Below are 18,487 nucleotides of genomic sequence, written 5' to 3' on the forward strand. Positions count from 1 at the left end.
TCAGGCCGCGAGCACCATCGGTTCGAGCCCGGCGAGCAGGGTGCGCCGTGGCGCGGCGGGAATGGTGCGCGGCGCCGCGCCCTGCACCGTTCCTGCGATCGCGGCGATGTGCGCGGGGGTGGTGCCGCAGCAGCCGCCGACGATGTTGACCAGACCCTCGTCCGCCCATTCGCGAACCTGGCCCGCGGTTTCCGCGGCGGCCTCGTCGTACTGGCCGAGCTCGTTGGGCAAGCCAGCATTGGGATAAGCCATGATCAGCGTGTCCGCCGTTTGCGCCAGCGCTGCCAGGTGCGGGCGGAGCTGGGCGGCACCGAAGCTGCAGTTGAGGCCGATTGTCAGCGGTCGCGCGTGGCGGACGCTGGCCCAGAAGGCTTCCACCGTGTGACCCGACAGGTTGCGGCCGGACAGATCGGTGAGCGTCATCGAGATCATGATCGGCGCGAGGTCGAGCACGGCGGCGATCGCGGCCTTGCAGTTGAGGGTGTCGAACACGGTTTCGATCAGAATGAAATCGGCGCCGCCCTCCAGCAGCGCCTTCGCCTGCTCGCGGTAGACCTGCTTGACGAAGTCGAAGTCGACCTCGCGGTAGCCGGGATCGTTGACGTCGGGCGACAGCGACAGCGTCTTGTTGGTCGGGCCGAGCGCACCGGCCACGAACCGCGGGCGGCCGTCCCGGCTCGTGAACTCGTCGGCCACTTCGCGCACGATCCGAGCGGCGGCGACGTTCATATCGGGCACCAGATGCTCGGCGCCGTAATCGGCCTGGCTGATACGGTTGGCGTTGAAGCTGTTGGTGCCGAGCACGTCCGCGCCCGCTTCGGCGTAGCCGCAAGCGATGTCGCGGATCAGCTCGGGCCGGGACAGGCAGAGCAGGTCGTTGTTGCCCTTCTGGTCTTTGGCGAGCTCATACCCGCCGCGGTAGCAATCGGCGGACAGACCCGCACCTTGAATGGCAGTGCCGAACGCCCCGTCCTTGATCAGGATGCGTTCCGCCGCGGCGGCTTTCAGCTGTTCGGAAGCGGTCATGCGGCAACCTTGGCGCGGACGCCCAGCAGGTGGCAGATGGCATAGGCCAGCTCCGCCCGGTTGAGCGTATAGAAATGGAAGTGGCGGACCCCGCCGGCGTAGAGCTGGCCGCACAGCTCGGCGGCAACGGTAGCGGCGATCAGTTGCCGGGCGGTCGGCTGGTCGTCGAGGCCCTCGAAGATGCCGTCCATCCACTCGGGGATGCCGGCGCCGCATTGGCCGGCGAACTTGCGGGTCTGGCCGACGTTGCTGACGGGAAGAATGCCTGGCACCAGCTCGACATCGATTTTCGCGGCCGCGACCCGATCGCGGAAGCGGAGAAAGGCTTCGGGCGAGAAGAAGAACTGGCTGATCGCGCGATCGGCGCCCGCATCGACCTTGCGCCTCAGATTGTCGAGGTCGCCCGCTGCGCAGCTCGCCTGCGGGTGGACCTCGGGGTAGCAGGCGACCGAGATCTCGAACGGCGCAACGTGCTTCAGCCCGGCAACCAGAGCCGCCGCGTCCGCGTAGCCGTCCGGATGAGGCTGGTAGGTTGCGCCCTCCTCCGGCGGGTCGCCGCGCAGCGCGACGATGTGCCGCACGCCCGAGTCCCAATAGGAGCGGGCGATCGTGTTGATCTCGTCACGGCAGGCGTTGACGCAGGTCAGGTGCGCCGCGGCCGGCAGGTCGGTTTCCCGCACGATCCGCTCAACGGTGGCGTGGGTCCGCTCGCGGGTCGATCCGCCCGCGCCATAGGTCACGGAAACGAACTGCGGGCGGAGCGGCGCGAGGGTCTGGACCGAGCTCCAAAGCACCTCCGCCATCTTCTCGGTCTTGGGCGGGAAGAACTCGAAGCTGACGGCGATGTCACCCTTGGCGGCGGCGAACAGCGGCGCGGGTTCGGGCAGCGGCACGGCAGCTAAGGCGGGACGGCTCATGCAGCCCTCCGTTGCGGTTGCCGGATTGTCGCTTTGGTGCCGGCCCACAGCGTCACGGTCAGCTCACCGCCGGCCAGCTGCTCCACCACTTCGCCCTCCAGCCCCGCCGCGGCGAACCAGCCGAGCACCGCTTCGTCCGCGAAGCCGAGGCGAACATGCTGCGCCCGCTCCCGCAGCTCCTCCCGCTCGTGGAGCGCGAAGTCGACGATCAACAGCCGGCCGCCGGCCGCAAGCAAGCGCGCCGCCTCACCGATCGCCTCGGCGGGCGCATGGGCGTAGTGGAGCACCTGGTGCAGCAGCACCACGTCTGCGCAGCCGTCCGCCAGGGGCAGCGCGTACATGTCGCCCTGGCGCAGGCTCGCCTGCACCTCGGCGGCTTCCAGCTTGGCGCGCGCCAGGCGGAGCATTTCCGAGCTCTTGTCGATTCCGATCGCTGCCTCTGCCTGCGGCGCGAACAGCTCGATCATCCGGCCGGTGCCGGTACCTATATCCACAAGCTTGCCGAGCTGCGCCGTCCCCAGCGCGCGGCCGATCGCCCCCTCCACTTCGCTTTCGGCCACGTGGAGCGAGCGAATCTCGTCCCATACCTCCGCATGGCCCGCGAAGTAGCGCTCGGCCGCGGCCGCCCGATCCCGGCGCACCGCGGCGAGGCGCGCCCGGTCGGCGGCAAAGGCGCGCCCGGTCGCAGCGTCTGCGGCTTGGTCAGTCAAGGCAAAGAGTGCGGCGGAGAGCTCCGCTTGCCCAAGGGTAAGGAATACCCAGCTGCCCTCCTTGCGGCGTTCGGCGAGGCCCGAGTCGCACAACAGCTTGAGGTGCCGGGAAACGCGCGGCTGACTTTGCGCCAGGACCTGCGCGAGTTCGCCCACCGATAGCTCCATCTCCCGCAGCAGCGCCAGGATGCGCAGCCGGGTAGGATCGGCCAGCGCCTGGAACAGTTCGGCCAAGGGCAAAGCGGAAGTCACGGCTTAAGGATATAAACATATCTTTATATGGTCAACGAAGCCGTTGACACGCTTGCGTCTTTTCGGTTCGTCGCAATGAAGATTGCGTGACAAGGCGGGTGTTCCTAAATCCGTTGGCTGCCCGATCGTAAACAATGCGGCGGGTTGAGCCCGTGCCTTTCGCGAGGAGCGAAAGACACACCGACTGATAGGGATGGAAACCATGAAGAAGATTGCTCTTACGGCCGTTGCGGTTCTTGGTCTCGGCCTCGCTGCCTGCCAGGACAATGCGCCTGACAACACGACCTCGACCGAGAACACGATCGAGTCCGAAGCGGCCTCCGACACCAACTCGGCGCTGAACGCGAGCGACAACCTCGGCGCGACCGCCGACAACGCGCTGGACTCGGCCGGCAACGCCGTCGAGAACGCCGGCAATGCGGTCGAGAACGTCACCGAGGACGTCGCGAATGGCCAGGACAACGTCGCGGGCCAGTAAGGCTTCGCGCGTTAGTTACTGACGACAGACGGGAGGGCCGTCGCGGGATGCCGCGGCGGCCCTTTTGGTTGTGCTCGTGAGGTAAAAGGAAGGGCCGGCCACCCGTGGGGTGCCGGCCCTTTCTTTGTTTGAACTCGGGCGGGCCGTCATGGGAGTTAATCCCATGACGTCGGTCCTGTCTGCTTCGGCTTAGAAGTCCATTCCGCCCATGCCGCCCATGCCGCCACCGCCGGGCATTCCGCCCATCGCCGGCTTGTCTTCGGGCATCTCGCTTACCGCCGCTTCGGTGGTGATGAGCAGGCCGGCAACCGAGGCTGCGTCCTGGAGCGCGGTGCGAACGACCTTGGTGGGGTCGATCACGCCGGCCTGGACCAGGTTCTCGTAGGTCTCGGTCTGAGCATTGAAGCCCTGGGTCGGGTCGTTGCCTTCCAGCAGCTTGCCCGAGATCACCGCACCGTCATGACCCGCGTTGGACGCGATCTGGCGGACCGGCGAGTAGAGCGCCTTGCGGACGATATCGATGCCGCGGGTCTGGTCGTCGTTCTGACCTTGGAGCCCTTCGAGCGCCTTGGTGGCGTAGAGCAGCGCGGTACCGCCGCCCGGAACGATACCTTCTTCAACCGCCGCGCGGGTCGCGTGAAGCGCGTCGTCGACGCGGTCCTTGCGCTCCTTCACCTCGACCTCGGTCGAACCGCCGACCTTGATCACCGCCACGCCGCCGGCGAGCTTGGCAAGACGCTCCTGGAGCTTCTCGCGGTCATAGTCGCTGGTGGTGTTCTCGATCTGCGAGCGGATCGCTTCGGTGCGGCCCTTGATGTTCTCGGACGTGCCGGCGCCGTCGACAATGGTGGTGTTGTCCTTGTCGATGGTGACGCGCTTGGCGGTGCCGAGCATCGCCACCGTGACGTTCTCCAGCTTGATGCCGAGATCCTCCGAGATCATCTCGCCGCCCGTCAGGATGGCGATGTCCTCGAGCATCGCCTTGCGGCGATCGCCGAAGCCCGGCGCCTTGACGGCCGCGACCTTGAGGCCGCCGCGCAGCTTGTTGACCACCAGGGTCGCCAGCGCCTCGCCCTCGATGTCCTCGGCGATGATCAGCAACGGACGGCCCGACTGCACGACCGCTTCCAGGATCGGCAGCATCGCCTGGAGGTTGCTGAGCTTCTTCTCGTGGATGAGGATGTACGGGTCGTTCAGTTCGACCTGCATCTTCTCGGGGTTGGTGATGAAGTACGGGCTCAGGTAGCCGCGGTCGAACTGCATGCCTTCGACGACGTCGAGCTCGAACTCGAGGCCCTTGGCCTCCTCGACGGTGATCACGCCTTCCTTGCCGACCTTGTCCATCGCTTCGGCGATCTTCTCGCCGACGACGGTGTCACCGTTGGCGGAGATGATGCCGACCTGGGCGATCTCGTTCGAACCGCTGACGGGCTTCGAACGGCCCTTGAGGTCCTCGACGACCTTGGTGACGGCGATGTCGATGCCGCGCTTGAGGTCCATCGGGTTCATGCCGGCCGCGACCGACTTCATGCCCTCGCGGACGATCGACTGGGCGAGCACGGTGGCGGTGGTGGTGCCGTCGCCGGCGAGGTCGTTCGTCTTCGAAGCGACTTCGCGCAGCATCTGCGCGCCCATGTTCTCGAACTTGTCCTTGAGCTCGATCTCCTTGGCGACGGTGACGCCGTCCTTGGTGATGCGCGGAGCGCCGAAGCTCTTGTCGATGACGACGTTGCGGCCCTTGGGACCCAGCGTCACCTTGACGGCGTCGGCGAGGATGTCGACGCCCTTGAGGATGCGCTCGCGCGCATCGCGGCTGAATTTCACGTCCTTGGCTGCCATGTGGCTACCCTTTCGAATTGCTTGATTGGACTGGGGCCCGGCCTGCGCCGGGGTTGGTCACCGTTGGCTCAGCCAACAATGCCCAGGATGTCGCTTTCCTTCATGATGATCAGGTCTTCGCCGTCGACCTTGACCTCAGTGCCCGACCACTTGCCGAACAGGATGCGGTCGCCTTCCTTGACGTCGAGCGGCGTGACCTTGCCATCCTCGGAACGGGCACCCGAGCCGACGGACACAACCTCGCCCTCCTGCGGCTTCTCCTTGGCGGTGTCGGGAATGATGATCCCGCCCGCAGTCTTCTCCTCGGCCTCGACCCGACGGACGAGAACGCGATCATGAAGCGGCCTGAAAGCCATGTGCTTAGCCCCTTTCTTGCTGTTTGCTATTGAACCCTGGCGCTAGCACTCACGGCAAGGGAGTGCCAGCGACGCCCGGCATATGGGAGCCGCTTTCCAACACGTCAATGCTTCGTTCAGGCGGGTACCAGGCCTAATCGACCGCGCGCATTCCACCGCCACAGGAGCAGCGCCGCGACCACCACCAGCCCGGTGGCAAGGCCGATCCAGACGCCCGTTCCGCTGAGATCGGTCAGGAAGCCGAGACCGACGGCAAGGCCGAACCCCGGCACCCAATAGCTGAACACCGCAATCAGCATCGGCATCCGCGTATCCTGCAGACCCCGGAGCGCCCCCGCGGCCACGGCCTGCGCGCCATCGAACAGCTGAAAGGCAGCCGCGACCAGCAGGTACTGGACGGCGAACCCGACCATGGCCGCGTTCGCCGGCAGGTCCGGGTCGACGTAGAGCCGCAGGATGGTGCGCGGGAAGCCCCAGATCAGCAGCGCCGTCACGACCATGAACCCGATCCCGAGCGCGACTGCGATGTTGCCGGCAAGCCTGATCCACTCGGCGTTCCGGGCGCCAAAAGCCAAGCCGACCCTGATGGTCGCCGCCTGGCCCACTCCGTACGGCACCTGAAAAGCGATGGCCGCGAGTTGCAGGGCGATGGTGTGTCCGGCCAACTCGGCCTCGCCGATCCGACCCATCAGGAAGGCCGCGGCGCTGAACAGGCCGGCTTCGGCGAGGATGGTCCCGGCGATCGGCAGTCCGATCATCAGCATCTGCCTCAGCCGTTGCCACTCCCCGCGCCACCACCGCCCCCACAGGTGAAAGCGGCGAAGGCGGCGGTTGGTTTGGATCACCACCGCATAGGCGGCGAGCATGGCGAAGCTGGTGATCACGCTGGCCACGGCCGAGCCGTTGAGGCCGAGCGCGGGCAAGCCGAAATGGCCGTAGATCAGCGCATAGTTGCCCAGCGCGTTCACTGCGACTGCGAACGCGGCGATGGCGGTGGACGCGGCAGCGAGCCCCAGCGCGGAAATGGTGTTCCGCAGATGGGCGGCGAGGACCAGCGGGATGATCGTCCACATCAGGATCAGAAGAAAGTCGCCCGCGGCCGCAGCGACCGACGGCTTCTGCCCCGTCAGCAGCATGATCTCCTCGCCGAACGCACAGACGACCATGCACGCAGCGCCGCTCGCCACCGCCAGCCACAGCCCCATGCGAAACGTCCGCCGCACCTCCCGCACCGCGTGCCGGTTGCGGCCGAGTTCCGCGGCGATCAGCGGGGAGGCGCCGCCGACCAGCCCGCTCATCGCCCACATCAGCAGGCCGGTGAGCGACACGCTGAGCGAGGAGGCGGCCAGCGGCCCCGCGCCGAGCCGCGCAACGAAGATCACGTCAACCGAGTAGATCGCCATCTGCAGCAGGTTGGTCCCGACCAACGGCGCGGCCAGCCGCAGGGTCGCGGCAAGCTCCTCGCGCCAGCCGGACGGGGCCGCGCCGAATGACCGGTGCTGGGACATTTCGCGGACCTAGCCGCCCGCCGCCTTTGTCGAAAGCCCCTGTTGCGAGGGCGCCGCCTGGGCTAGCGCGAAGCCGAGTCTATCGAGAGGTGTGCCGGCCATGCGTTTCGCCGCGGGAATCTGGAAGCTGCTGGTCGGCATCAAGGACGCGCTGGTCCTCCTTTTCATGCTGCTGTTCTTCGGCCTGCTTTATGCGGTCCTGTCGGCAAAGCCATCACCCGCCGTCGCGGACGGGGTTCTGGCGCTGGAGCTCAACGGCAGCGTGGTCGAGCAGCCGACCGCGGCCGATCCGTTCGCGGCGGTGGGCGGTGGTTCGGCGCCCAAGGAGTACAGCCTGCGCCAGCTGCGCACCGCGCTCACCGAAGCCGCGGAGGACGACCGGGTCAAGGCGGTGGCGCTCGACCTGGATCGCTTCGGCGGCGGCGGGCAGACCGCCATCGCCGAGCTTGGTGAAGCGCTCGACGGGGTACGCCGGTCGGGCAAGCCGGTGCTCGCCTACGCCACGGCTTACGGCGACGATGCCTACCAGCTCGCGGCACACGCGTCGGAGGTGTGGCTGAACCCGCTCGGGACCGTGGCGCTGGCAGGTCCGGGCGGCAACAACCTGTACTTCAAGGGCCTGCTCGACAAGCTGGGCGTGACGGCTAACATCTACCGCGTCGGCACCTACAAGTCGGCGGTGGAGCCGTTCACGCGCAACGACATGTCGCCCGAAGCACGGCAGAATGCGCAAGAGCTAGCCGGCAACCTGCTGGAAACGTGGCGCGACGACCTGCGTCGTGCGCGTCCGCGCGCGGCGATCGAGCCCTACCTGCGGGATACGGCGGGTATCGTGGCGGCCTCGGGCGGCGACTTCGCGGCGGCGGCACGGCGCGCCGGGCTGGTCGACCGGGTGGGCGAGCGGCGGCAGTTCGAGGCGCGGCTGGCGGAGCTAGGCGGCGAGGATGAGCGGGCGCGGGGCGGCTACAAGAAGATCGCGATCGCCGCCTATGTAGCGGACCGAGTACCGCTCAACCCGGGCGGCCCGATTGGGGTGGTGACCGTTGCCGGCAATATCGTCGACGGCAAGGCCCCGCTCGGCACCGCCGGCGGCGACAGCATCGCGCAAGCGGTCGAGAAGGGCCTGCGCTCGGGCAAGCTCAAGGCGCTGGTGGTGCGGATCGATAGCCCGGGAGGCTCCGTCACCGCGTCCGAGCGCATCCGCCAGGCGGTGGTGCAGGCCAGGGCCGCGGGGCTGCCGGTGGTCGCTTCCATGGGCAACGTCGCCGCTTCGGGTGGTTATTGGGTGGCCGCAGGCGCCGACCACATCATGGCCGAGCCGTCGACCATCACCGGCTCCATCGGCGTGTTCGGCATCCTGCCGAGCTTCCAGGGTTCGCTCGAGAAGCTCGGGATCGGCGCGGACGGGGTGAAGACCACGCCGCTGTCGGGCGAGCCGGACCTGCTCAACGGGCCCTCGCCGCAGGCCAGCCGGCTGGTGCAGATGGGCGTGGAAGGCATTTACCGCCGCTTCCTTGGCCTGGTTGCCCAGTCGCGCGGACGGAGCCCGCAGCAAATCGACCAGGTCGCTCAGGGCCGCGTGTGGGCCGGCGGCACCGCGCGACAACTGGGCTTGGTGGACAGCTTCGGCGGCATGGACGAGGCGATCGCCAAGGCCGCGCAGTTGGCGAAGCTCGGGGACGAACGCGGGGTGACCTACCTCGAACGGCCGACCAGCTGGCGGGAAGAAGTCGCCGACCTGTTCCGCGACACCAACGATGATGCGGGCACGACCGACGCCTTTGCCGGCCTCGCGGTGCGGGAGCGCGACCAGCTGTTCGGCGCGGCGGCTGATGTTCGGACGATTCTGTCCGGCCCGACCCTGCAGGTGCGCTGCCTGGAGTGTCCGCCGGTCGCGCCCGCCCGGATCGCTGCGGCGGACGCCGGTGTGTTGGGAGCGATGCTCGGCTGGCTGCGCTAGCCGCGCTCGCGCCCGCGCCGCCGACGCCGGCTCGCTAGCGGCAGCAACAGCAGCGCCAGCAGCGTACTCGCCATCGCGGCGATGCCGAAGCCGATCACCCACGGATTGTGCGACTCCTCGCGGGTCCGCAGGTCCAGGATGTGGAGCCCCCACATCCAATCGTAGACGCGCCACCAGCGGGTACGGCGGGCGACCACCTCCCCGCTGCCCGCGTCGACGTAGAAGCGGGTGCCGTCGGTCAGCTCCACCGCCCAAGCAGCAACAGGGCGGCGGAGATCGAGCGGCGGATCGTCGGCTGAGGTGCGGCGGACGGAAGCGACCTCCGCCTGGCCGGTGTATCGCGCAATGACCTCGCGGGCGGCCTCGGCCGCCCCGAGCGAGGGCAGCAGTCGGCCGGTGAGCGGGTCGGCCAGGCGGGTCGGCCCGTCCGCCACCTGTACCACCCAGCGCGGGCCGGCGGCGCGGGGTTCGAGAATGAGCTTGCTGAACGCCACCCTGGTGAGCTGCGGCGGAACGGGCGGCGCAGACAGGCGAACAGGCGGAGGCTCAGCCAGCAGCTCCGTGCCGCGCACTTCCTCGATCGGCTTCAACACCATGACCACGCCCGACACCGTCCAGAACAGCATGGGCACGCCGACCAGCCAGCCGAGCCAGATGTGCCAGCGGCGAAGGGTCTGGCGTAGGCGCATGGGGCCACCTAGCGTCATGCTGCACTTGTTTCAGCATCCATCTTCCGGCGCGAGCCATCCTCACCGCGGAGGCATGGATCTCCAAACAAGTTGGGGATGACGGTTGAGGTTCGTCATACGTGGATGGGCTTGCCCTGCACCGCCATCGCCGCTTCCTTGAGTGCCTCCGAATGGGTCGGGTGAGGGTGGCAGGTGTAGGCGATGTCCTCGCTGGTGGCGCCGAACTCCATCGCCTGCGCGGCCTGGGCGATCATGGTCCCGGCCAGGCTGCTGATCATCCACACGCCGAGCACCCGGTCGGTCTTGGCATCGGCGACCACCTTGACGAAGCCGTCGGTGTCGCGGTTGGTCTTGGCGCGGCTGTTGGCCATGAAGGGGAACTTGCCGACCTTGACGTCGCCGTTAGCGCGGGCCTGCTCCTCGGTCAGGCCGACACCCGCGATCTCCGGATGGGTGTAGACCACCGAGGGGATCACCGCATGGTTCACGATGCCGGTCTGGCCAGCGATGTTCTCCGCGACCGCAATGCCTTCGTCCTCGGCCTTGTGAGCGAGCATCGGGCCGGGGATCACGTCGCCGATCGCCCACACGCCTGGCACCGCGGTGCGGAAGTCGTGGTCGGTCTCGATCTGCAGGCGGTTGTTGACCTGCAGCCCGACCTTGTCGAGCCCAAGCCCTTCGGTATTGGGGCGGCGGCCGATCGCGACCAGCACCGCGTCGGCCTGGATCGTCTCGGCCGCGCCACCCTTCGCCGGCTCGACCGTCAATGTCGCGCCCACGCCGTTGCGCTCGACGCCGGTGACCTTGAGGCCGGTGCGCAGCTCGAATCCCTGCTTCTTGAAGATCTTGGCGGATTCCTTGCGGACCTCCTCGTCCATGCCGGGCAGGATCTGGTCGAGATACTCGACCACCGTGACCTTCGCCCCGAGCCGCCGCCAGACCGAGCCCAACTCCAGTCCGATGACGCCGCCGCCGATCACCACCAGGTGCTCCGGCACGCGCGGCAGCGCCAATGCGCCTGTGGAGTCGACGATCACCTCATTGTCGATCGCCACGCCCGGCAGCGGGGTCACGGACGAGCCAGTGGCGATCACGACGTTCTTGGCGGTGACGGTGCGCTCGCCCACCTGCACGCTGTTCGGTCCTTGGAAGCTCGCCTGGCCCTTGAGCCACTCGACCTTGTTCTTCTTGAACAGGAACTCGATGCCGCCGGTCAGCTCCTTGACGGCCTTGGCCTTTTCACCGTGCATGGCGTCGAGGTTGAGCGTGGCGCCCTGCAGCTCGACACCGAACTTGGCGAGCGCTCCGGAGCTGGCTTCCGCGAACAGCTCGGAGGCATGGAGCAGCGCCTTGGACGGGATGCAGCCGACGTTGAGGCAGGTGCCGCCCAGCGTCTCCCGGCTCTCCGCGCAGGCGGTCCTGAGCCCGAGCTGGGCAGCGCGGATCGCCGCGACGTAGCCGCCCGGGCCGGCGCCGATTACCAGAACGTCGAAGTCGTAATTATCAGCCATGATCACTTCCAAGGATGCGCTCTGATCCGAGCATATGTGCCGCTCCACTCGGAGGGCTCAGGATATTGCTTCGCGTAAGCGGCCACGTCGTCATCGGAAAGGCTGCTTAGCCAGCGGTAGAACCTATCGTACGTCTCTTCTCCTAGACCCATTCTCCACCCGACCGAACCGCCCGGAATATGCGCATGGGCCAACCAAGGTGGTTGAGGTTGTGACACTTACAAGTCGATCAACAGCCGGGTCGGATCTTCAATCGCTTCCTTGATCCGGACCAGGAAGGTGACCGCCTCGCGCCCGTCGATCAAGCGGTGGTCGTAGCTAAGCGCCAGGTACATCATCGGCCGGGCGACGATCTGGCCGTCCTTGACCACCGGCCGCTCCTCGATGCGGTGCATGCCCAGCACCGCCGACTGCGGCGGGTTGATGATGGGAGTGGAGAGCAGCGAGCCGAACACGCCGCCGTTGGAGATGGTGAAGGTGCCGCCCTTCATGTCCTCGGCGGTCAGCGTGCCGTCCTTGGCCTTCTTGCCGTAGCCGGCGATCGCAGCCTCGATCTCGGCGAAGCTCATGCGGTCGGCGGAGCGGATCACCGGGACGACCAGCCCCTTGGGCGCGGACACCGCAACCGAGACGTCGAGATAGTTGTGGTAGACGATCTCCTCGCCCTCGATTCGGGCGTTGACCGCGGGCACATCGCGCGCGGCGAGCGCGACGGCCTTCACGAAGAAGCCCATAAAGCCCAGGCGGATGCCGTGCTTCTTCTCGAACAGGTCCTTGTAGCGGGCGCGAGCGCCGATGACCTCGCTCATGTCCACGTCGTTGAAGGTGGTCAGCAGCGCGGCCGTGTTCTGCGCTTCCTTGAGCCGGGTAGCGATGGTTGCACGCAGGCGCGTCATCTTGACGCGTTCTTCGGGGCGTTCCCCGCGTGCAGCTGGGTAGGCGGGTGCAGGTGCAGCTTGCGTCGGCGGTGATGGCGCTCGTGCTTCGGGCGGCTGGGCCACGGCGTTTGCCGGGGTGCTGGCAGCGGCGAGCACATCCTCCTTGGTCAGGCGCCCGTCCTTGCCGCTGCCGGTGAGCGTCGCCGGGTCGACGCCATTTTCCTGCACGGCGCGGCGCACGGCCGGGCTGAGGCGGAGGGCGGCGGCCTGTTCGTCCGTGATGTCGTTCCCTGGCGCGGCCTGCGGTGCGGAGGGCTGCTCAGCAGCCGCTGACGGCTGGGCCCCGGCCTTCGCCGGGGTACTGGCTTGCGCCGGGGTACTCGGAGCAGCGGCCGCGCCGTTCCCGATGGTGGCGATCACCGCGCCCACGTTCACCGTGTCGCCCTCGGCCACCAGCGCTTCGCCGAAGGTGCCGGCCACCGGCGAGGGCACTTCCACCGAGACCTTGTCCGTTTCCAGGCTGGCCACCGGCTCGTCGGCCGCGACCGCTTCGCCCGGCTTCTTGAGCCACGCGCCAAGCGTCGCTTCGGTGATGCTTTCGCCCAGCGCGGGGACTTTGACCTCGGTCGCCATGATCTTCCTTCTTGTCCTCAGCTGCCCGCTTTACCGGCCTTGCGGACGGTGTCGACCGCCGCCTCCGCGGCAGCCGGCTTGGCCCCGCCCGTGCGCAGGGCGTCCCCGACGAGGTCCGCCTGCTCGCGGACGTGGCGCTTGGCCAGGCCCGTGGCCGGCGACGCCGCGGCGGTCCGCCCCGCGTAGCGCGGGCGCAGGCCGAGGCCCGCGGCTTGCAGGCACTCCTCCAGGAATGGCTCGACGAAGAACCACGCGCCGTTGTTGCGCGGCTCTTCCTGCGTCCAGCAGAGGTCCTCCAGCGCCGGCATCGCGGCCAGGCGCTTGATCAGCGGCTCGGACGGGAATGGATAGAGCTGCTCGATGCGCAGGATCTCGACGTCGTTGGCCTCGGCCGTGTCGCGCGCCTCCATCAGCTCGTAGGCGATCTTGCCCGAGCACAGCACTAGCCGCCTGGTCTTGCCTTCCGCCGGCGGGTTGAGGTCGGACAGGATGCGGCGGAAATGGCTCTCGCCGGTGAAATCCGCCGCGCCCGAGACCGCCAGCTTGTGGCGGAGCAGCGACTTGGGCGTCATCACCACCAGCGGCTTGCGGAAGTCCCGCAGCAGCTGGCGCCGGAGCAGGTGGAAATAGTTGGCCGGCGTGGTCGGGTAGGCGACCTGCAGATTGTCCTCGGCGCACAGCTGCAGATAGCGCTCCAGCCGCGCGGACGAGTGCTCCGGCCCCTGCCCTTCGAACCCGTGCGGCAACAGCAGCACCAGGCCGCTCGCCCGCAACCACTTGGCCTCACCGCTGGCGATGAACTGGTCGATGATCACCTGCGCGCCGTTGGCGAAGTCGCCGAACTGCGCTTCCCACAGCACCAGCGTCCGGGGATCGGCGACGCTGTAGCCATATTCGAACCCGAGCACGCCGAATTCGGACAGCGGAGAGTCGCGCACCTCGAACCGGCCGCCCTCCACCGTGCACAGCGGGATGTATTTGTCGCCGCTGTTCTGGTCGGACCAGGCGGCATGGCGCTGGCTGAAGGTACCGCGGCCCGAATCCTGCCCCGACAGGCGGACGTTGTGGCCTTGCGCCAGCAGCGACCCGAAGGCCAGCGCCTCGGCCGTCGTCCAGTCGAAGCCCTGCCCGGTGTCGAACATCGCGCGCTTGGCGTCGAGCACCCGCGACAGCGTCTTGTGGACAGCGAGGCCTTCGGGGACGGTCGTCAGCACCGCACCGACCCGCCGCACCTCTTCCTCGGAGATGGCGGTGACGATGTTGCGGCGGCCGCCGACCGGCTCGTCGGGCTTGCTGAGCCCGGCCCAGCGGCCCTCGAACCAGTCGGCCTTGTTGGGCAGGTAATTCGCGCCCGCGTCGAACTCGCCTTCGAGCAGTTCAATGAATTGCCGCGTTCGCTCATCGATCCAGGCCTGGTCGACCACCCCCTCGGCGACCAGCCGGTCGCCGTAGAGCTTGCTGACCGGCGGATGCTTGCGGATCGCATCGTACATGACGGGCTGGGTGAAGCTCGGCTCGTCGCCCTCATTGTGGCCGAAGCGGCGGTAGCACCACATGTCGATCACGATGTCGCGCTTGAACTGCTGCCGGAACTCGATCGCCAGCTTGCAGCAGAAGGTAACCGCCTCCGGGTCGTCCCCGTTGACGTGCAGGATCGGCGCCTGAATGCCCTTGGCCACGTCCGACGGATAGGGCGATGAGCGCGCGAATTGCGGCGAGGTGGTGAAGCCGACCTGGTTGTTGATGACGAAGTGCAGGCAGCCGCCGGTGCCGTAGCCGGGCAGGCCGGAGAAGCTCAGGCACTCCCAGACGATGCCCTGGCCGGCAAAGGCCGCATCGCCGTGCAGCAGGACGGGCAGCACATGCTCCCCGTGCTTGTCGCCCTTGATCGTCTGCACCGCCCGGGCCTTGCCCAGCACTACGGGGTTCACCGCTTCCAGGTGCGACGGGTTGGCCTGCAGCGAAAGGTGGACCTTGCAGCCGTCGAACTCGCGGTCGGAGGAGGTGCCGAGGTGATATTTGACGTCGCCCGAGCCGCCGACGTCAGCCGGATTGGCGGCGCCGCCGGCGAACTCGTTGAAGATGGCGCGGTATGGCTTGCCCATGACGTTGGCGAGGACGTTCAGCCGGCCGCGGTGGGCCATGCCGACGGCGACCTCCTCGACCCCCAGCTGGCCGCCGTACTTGATCACGGCCTCCAGCGCGGGGATCATGCTCTCGCCGCCATCCAGGCCGAAGCGCTTGGTCCCGACATATTTCTTGGCGAGGAACTTCTCCCACTGCTCGCCGTGGATCACCTTTTCGAGGATCGCCTGCTTGCCTTCGGGCGTGAAGCTGATCCCCTTGTCGCGGCCCTCCATCCGTTCCTGGAGGAAGCGGCGCTCCCCAAGATCGTTGATGTGCATATATTCGAGGCCGACGTGGCCGCAGTAGTTGGCGCGAAGGATGGCGACGATCTCGCGCACGGTGGCCTGCTCCAGGCCGAGCACTCCACCGATGAAGATCGGGCGGTCGAGGTCGGCCGCGGTGAAGCCGTGGTATTCGGGCGTGAGGTCGGCGGGGAGTTCGCGGTGGGTCAGGCCGAGCGGATCGAGGTCCGCGGCCAGGTGTCCGCGCACGCGATAAGTGCGGATCAACATCATCGCGCGGATGCTGTCCTCGGCGGCGCGCCGGACCGCGGCTTCGTCGGTGACGCCGGCGGCCTTCGCGGCCTGCCTGGCGCCGTCCTTGAGCTTCTCGATCGTGGCCTGGGTCGGATCCAAGCCGAGGTTGACCTCGTCAAGCTCCGCCAGCGGCCAGTTCGGCCGTTGCCAGCTTGGTCCCTGCTCGGTTTCGAAGATGTCCATTCTTGCCTCGATGTGCTCCTGCGAAGGCAGGAGCCCAGTGCCTCTTGTAGCGGCGCCGAAGGAACTGGGCACCTGCCTTCGCAGGTGCGCAGGTCAGCCCTGCAACAATGCCTTCAACGTCTTGCCAAGCTCAGATGGGCTCGGAGACACGCGAATGCCAGCCGCTTCCATCGCCGTGATCTTTGACTCCGCGTCGCCCTTGCCGCCAGAGACGATGGCGCCGGCATGGCCCATCCGGCGGCCAGGAGGGGCGGTGCGGCCGGCGATGAAGCCGACGGTCGGCTTGGAGCGCCCGCGCTTGGCCTCGTCCGCGAGGAACTGCGCGGCTTCTTCCTCCGCCGCGCCGCCGATCTCGCCGATCATGATGATCGACTTGGTCTCGTCGTCGGCGAGGAACATCTCGAGCATGTCGATGAACTCGGTGCCCTTTACGGGATCGCCGCCGATGCCCACTGCGGTGGTCTGGCCGAGGCCCTCGTTGGTCGTCTGGAACACCGCCTCATAGGTCAGCGTACCCGAGCGCGAGACCACGCCGACGCTGCCCTTCTTGAAGATGTTGCCCGGCATGATGCCGATCTTGCACTCATCGGGCGTCAGCACGCCCGGGCAGTTCGGCCCGATCAGCCGCGACTTGGAGCCGACCAGCGCGCGCTTGACCTTGACCATGTCGAGCACCGGGATGCCCTCGGTGATGGTGACGATCAGCGGCACCTCCGCCTCGATCGCTTCCAGGATCGAGTCCGCGGCGAAGGGCGGCGGCACGTAGATGACCGACGCGTCGGCCCCGGTCTGCTCGACCGCTTCGGCGACCGTGTCGAACACCGGCAGGTCGAGGTGCGTCGTCCCGCCCTTCCCGGGAGTCACCCCGCCGACCATCTGCGTGCCGTAGGCGAGTGCCTGTTGCGTGTGGAAAGTGCCGGTCTCGCCGGTCATGCCCTGGGTGATGACCTTGGTGTTCCGGTTGACGAGAATGCTCATTCGACTTCCTCTGCGTCATCCCGGCGAAGGCCGGGATCCAGCTCAAACAAAGACTCGTGATGATCTTTTGCTAGTTCAGCGCACTGGATCCCGGCCTCCGCCGGGATGACGATCACGCCAGCGAGCCTTCAATCTGCTTGCATGCTTCTAGCAGGCCTTTGACCTCACCGACGCTGACCTGGAGGTTCTGCTTGGCTTCGTCATCCAGCGCGATCTCGATGATCTCCTCCGCCCCGCCGGCGCCGATCACCACCGGCACGCCGACGTACAAGCCATCGAGCCCATACTTACCCTCGACATAGACCGCGCAGGGCAGGATGCGCTTCTGGTCGCCGAGATAGGCTTCGGCCATGGCGATGGCGCTGGTGGCCGGGGCGTAATAGGCCGAGCCGGTCTTCAGCAGGGCGACGATCTCGCCGCCGCCGCCGCGGGTGCGCTTGACGATCTCGTCGATCGTTTCCTTGGACGACCGGCCCATCTTGACCAGGTCGTCGACCGGAATGCCGCTGACCGTGGTGTAGCTGGTCACCGGAACCATCGTGTCGCCATGGCCGCCGAGCACGAAGGCGTTCACGTCCTTGACCGAAACGCCGAACTCCTCCGCCAGGAAGGTGGCGAAGCGCGCGGAGTCGAGCACGCCCGCCATGCCGACCACCTTCGCGTGCGGCAGGCCGGAGAACTCGCGCAGGGCCCAGACCATCGCGTCGAGCGGGTTGGTGATGCAGATCACGAAGGCGTCGGGGGCATGGGTCTTGATGCCCTCGCCCACCGCCTTCATCACCTTGAGGTTGATGCCGAGCAAATCGTCGCGGCTCATGCCCGGCTTGCGCGGAACGCCAGCCGTGACGATGATCACGTCGGCGCCCGCGATGTCGGCATAGTCGTTGGTGCCGGTGATGTTCGCGTCGAAGCCCTCGATCGGCCCGCATTGGCTGAGATCGAGCGCCTTGCCCTGCGGCATGCCCTCGGCGATGTCGAACAGGACGATGTCGCCCATTTCCTTCTTGGCCGCGAGATGGGCCAGGGTTCCGCCGATCATCCCGGCGCCGATCAGCGCGATCTTCTTGCGAGCCATTTGGGTGCGTTTTCCCCTGTTCCGTGAAGCCGCACCGGACGGACGGCGTGTGCCGGGGCGCTCTAGACCGGGAGGGGCGAAGGGGCAACCTCATGTGCCGCCATGTCGGGCGTTCCGTGCCCCTCGGCGAGATACTCGGCGCTTCGCATTTCCTCCAGGCGGCTGACGGTGCGCGCGAACTCGAAGCTGCCGTCGCCCGCCGGGTAGAGCGCAGCCGGCTCGGCGTCAGCGGCGGCGAGCAGCTTGACCTTGTGCTCGTAGAGGGCGTCGATCAGCGTGACGAAGCGCGCCGCCTCGTTGCGCTTCTCCGGGCCGAGCACGGGGATGCCGACGATGATGGCCGTGTGGAAGCGCTGGGCGATGGCAAGATAGTCGGCCGCACCGCGCGGTTCGCCGCACAGGCGCTTGAAGGAGAAGACGGCGACGCCCTTGAGGCTCTTGGGCACGTGCAGCGTGCGGCCGCCGCCGACGTCCAGCTCCTCGGTGGGCACCTTGGCGCGGTCCTCGACGGGGTAGTCGGTGAGCTGGAAGAACGCTTGGGCGAGGGCAGCGGTGGCGGCGGGGCCGTTGGGGACGTGCCAGGTGTGGACGCCCTGCAGCCGGTCGAGGCGGTAATCGGTCGGGCCGTTCAGCTCGACGACCTGCACGCGGCTTTCGATCAGGTCGATGAAGGGCAGGAACAGCTCGCGATTGAGGCCGTCATTGTAGAGGTCACGCGGCGGCCTGTTGGAGGTGGTCACCACCGCCACGCCCTCGTTCAGTAGCGCGGTGAACAGCCGCGACAGGATCATCGCGTCCGCGGTGTTGTTGATCACCATCTCGTCGAAGCAG

General features: G+C 67.6%; 15 protein-coding genes. 2 read left to right on the forward strand and 13 right to left on the reverse strand.

Annotated elements, in window-relative coordinates:
- From QZX62_RS05065 to QZX62_RS05075, 3 genes are read right to left on the reverse strand one after another with little or no spacing between them, the layout of a single operon-like run.
- On the reverse strand, positions 1–1,026 hold the full coding sequence (locus QZX62_RS05065) for a homocysteine S-methyltransferase family protein (protein WP_294172660.1): 1,026 nt from the start codon (positions 1,024–1,026) through the stop codon (positions 1–3).
- Complete coding sequence (gene metF, locus QZX62_RS05070) at positions 1,023–1,943, reverse strand: methylenetetrahydrofolate reductase [NAD(P)H] (RefSeq protein WP_294172662.1); 921 nt, start codon at positions 1,941–1,943, stop codon at positions 1,023–1,025. Before metF ends, QZX62_RS05065 begins: the two co-directional genes overlap by 4 nt.
- On the reverse strand, positions 1,940–2,905 hold the full coding sequence (locus tag QZX62_RS05075) for a metalloregulator ArsR/SmtB family transcription factor (protein ID WP_294172663.1): 966 nt from the start codon (positions 2,903–2,905) through the stop codon (positions 1,940–1,942). The genes metF and QZX62_RS05075 overlap by 4 nt, the downstream gene beginning before the upstream one ends.
- A gap of 202 nt (positions 2,906–3,107) precedes the next feature.
- On the opposite strand from QZX62_RS05075, the gene QZX62_RS05080 reads away from it, so the two are divergent.
- Complete coding sequence (locus tag QZX62_RS05080; RefSeq protein WP_294172665.1) at positions 3,108–3,383, forward strand: circumsporozoite protein; 276 nt, start codon at positions 3,108–3,110, stop codon at positions 3,381–3,383.
- A 189-nt stretch (positions 3,384–3,572) separates the two neighbouring features.
- Here QZX62_RS05080 and groL read toward each other — a convergent pair whose 3' ends face one another.
- From groL to QZX62_RS05095, 3 genes are all read right to left on the reverse strand, one after another.
- Positions 3,573–5,222, reverse strand: coding sequence for a chaperonin GroEL (groL, locus tag QZX62_RS05085; protein ID WP_294172667.1), 1,650 nt, complete (start codon positions 5,220–5,222; stop codon positions 3,573–3,575).
- A 68-nt stretch (positions 5,223–5,290) separates the two neighbouring features.
- Entirely contained in the window at positions 5,291–5,578 is a 288-nt protein-coding gene (gene groES, locus QZX62_RS05090) for a co-chaperone GroES (protein ID WP_294172669.1), read from the reverse strand.
- A 116-nt stretch (positions 5,579–5,694) separates the two neighbouring features.
- Positions 5,695–7,086 (reverse strand): MATE family efflux transporter, encoded by a 1,392-nt coding sequence (locus tag QZX62_RS05095; protein ID WP_294172671.1) that lies wholly within the window; start codon positions 7,084–7,086, stop codon positions 5,695–5,697.
- A 100-nt stretch (positions 7,087–7,186) separates the two neighbouring features.
- Here QZX62_RS05095 and sppA point away from each other — a divergent pair, with 100 nt between their 5' ends.
- Positions 7,187–9,046 carry a signal peptide peptidase SppA gene (gene sppA, locus QZX62_RS05100; protein ID WP_294172673.1) on the forward strand — a complete coding sequence of 620 codons (1,860 nt, stop codon included), beginning with the start codon at positions 7,187–7,189 and terminating at the stop codon, positions 9,044–9,046.
- Here the strand turns inward: sppA and QZX62_RS05105 are convergent.
- The 7 genes from QZX62_RS05105 to zapE form a co-directional block, all read right to left on the reverse strand.
- Positions 9,043–9,735, reverse strand: coding sequence for a PepSY domain-containing protein (locus QZX62_RS05105; RefSeq protein WP_294172675.1), 693 nt, complete (start codon positions 9,733–9,735; stop codon positions 9,043–9,045). The genes sppA and QZX62_RS05105 overlap by 4 nt on opposite strands.
- 113 nt (positions 9,736–9,848) lie before the next feature.
- Positions 9,849–11,246, reverse strand: coding sequence for a dihydrolipoyl dehydrogenase (lpdA, locus tag QZX62_RS05110; RefSeq protein WP_294172677.1), 1,398 nt, complete (start codon positions 11,244–11,246; stop codon positions 9,849–9,851).
- Between the two features lie 218 nt (positions 11,247–11,464).
- Positions 11,465–12,757, reverse strand: a complete 1,293-nt coding sequence (odhB, locus tag QZX62_RS05115) for a 2-oxoglutarate dehydrogenase complex dihydrolipoyllysine-residue succinyltransferase (protein WP_294172679.1) — start codon at positions 12,755–12,757, stop codon at positions 11,465–11,467.
- A 17-nt stretch (positions 12,758–12,774) separates the two neighbouring features.
- Positions 12,775–15,603, reverse strand: a complete 2,829-nt coding sequence (locus QZX62_RS05120; protein ID WP_294172681.1) for a 2-oxoglutarate dehydrogenase E1 component — start codon at positions 15,601–15,603, stop codon at positions 12,775–12,777.
- A 93-nt stretch (positions 15,604–15,696) separates the two neighbouring features.
- Positions 15,697–16,581, reverse strand: coding sequence for a succinate--CoA ligase subunit alpha (gene sucD / locus QZX62_RS05125; RefSeq protein ID WP_294172682.1), 885 nt, complete (start codon positions 16,579–16,581; stop codon positions 15,697–15,699).
- A gap of 112 nt (positions 16,582–16,693) precedes the next feature.
- Entirely contained in the window at positions 16,694–17,656 is a 963-nt protein-coding gene (gene mdh / locus QZX62_RS05130) for a malate dehydrogenase (protein WP_294172684.1), read from the reverse strand.
- Between the two features lie 62 nt (positions 17,657–17,718).
- Positions 17,719–18,487, reverse strand: a 769-nt coding sequence (zapE, locus tag QZX62_RS05135) for a cell division protein ZapE (RefSeq protein ID WP_294172686.1), incomplete at its 5' end; no start/stop codon positions are given.

The organism is uncultured Sphingomonas sp. (genome assembly GCF_902806265.1).
Lineage (GTDB): Bacteria > Pseudomonadota > Alphaproteobacteria > Sphingomonadales > Sphingomonadaceae > Sphingomicrobium.

Coding starts and splice junctions, on each gene's coding strand:
- QZX62_RS05065 (WP_294172660.1), bottom strand. CDS start 1,026: ATGACCGCTTCCGAACAGCTGAAAGCCGCCGCGGCGGAACGCATCCTG.
- metF (WP_294172662.1), bottom strand. CDS start 1,943: ATGAGCCGTCCCGCCTTAGCTGCCGTGCCGCTGCCCGAACCCGCGCCG.
- QZX62_RS05080 (WP_294172665.1), top strand. CDS start 3,108: ATGAAGAAGATTGCTCTTACGGCCGTTGCGGTTCTTGGTCTCGGCCTC.
- groL (WP_294172667.1), bottom strand. CDS start 5,222: ATGGCAGCCAAGGACGTGAAATTCAGCCGCGATGCGCGCGAGCGCATC.
- groES (WP_294172669.1), bottom strand. CDS start 5,578: ATGGCTTTCAGGCCGCTTCATGATCGCGTTCTCGTCCGTCGGGTCGAG.
- QZX62_RS05095 (WP_294172671.1), bottom strand. CDS start 7,086: ATGTCCCAGCACCGGTCATTCGGCGCGGCCCCGTCCGGCTGGCGCGAG.
- sppA (WP_294172673.1), top strand. CDS start 7,187: ATGCGTTTCGCCGCGGGAATCTGGAAGCTGCTGGTCGGCATCAAGGAC.
- QZX62_RS05105 (WP_294172675.1), bottom strand. CDS start 9,735: ATGCGCCTACGCCAGACCCTTCGCCGCTGGCACATCTGGCTCGGCTGG.
- lpdA (WP_294172677.1), bottom strand. CDS start 11,246: ATGGCTGATAATTACGACTTCGACGTTCTGGTAATCGGCGCCGGCCCG.
- odhB (WP_294172679.1), bottom strand. CDS start 12,757: ATGGCGACCGAGGTCAAAGTCCCCGCGCTGGGCGAAAGCATCACCGAA.
- QZX62_RS05120 (WP_294172681.1), bottom strand. CDS start 15,603: ATGGACATCTTCGAAACCGAGCAGGGACCAAGCTGGCAACGGCCGAAC.
- sucD (WP_294172682.1), bottom strand. CDS start 16,581: ATGAGCATTCTCGTCAACCGGAACACCAAGGTCATCACCCAGGGCATG.
- mdh (WP_294172684.1), bottom strand. CDS start 17,656: ATGGCTCGCAAGAAGATCGCGCTGATCGGCGCCGGGATGATCGGCGGA.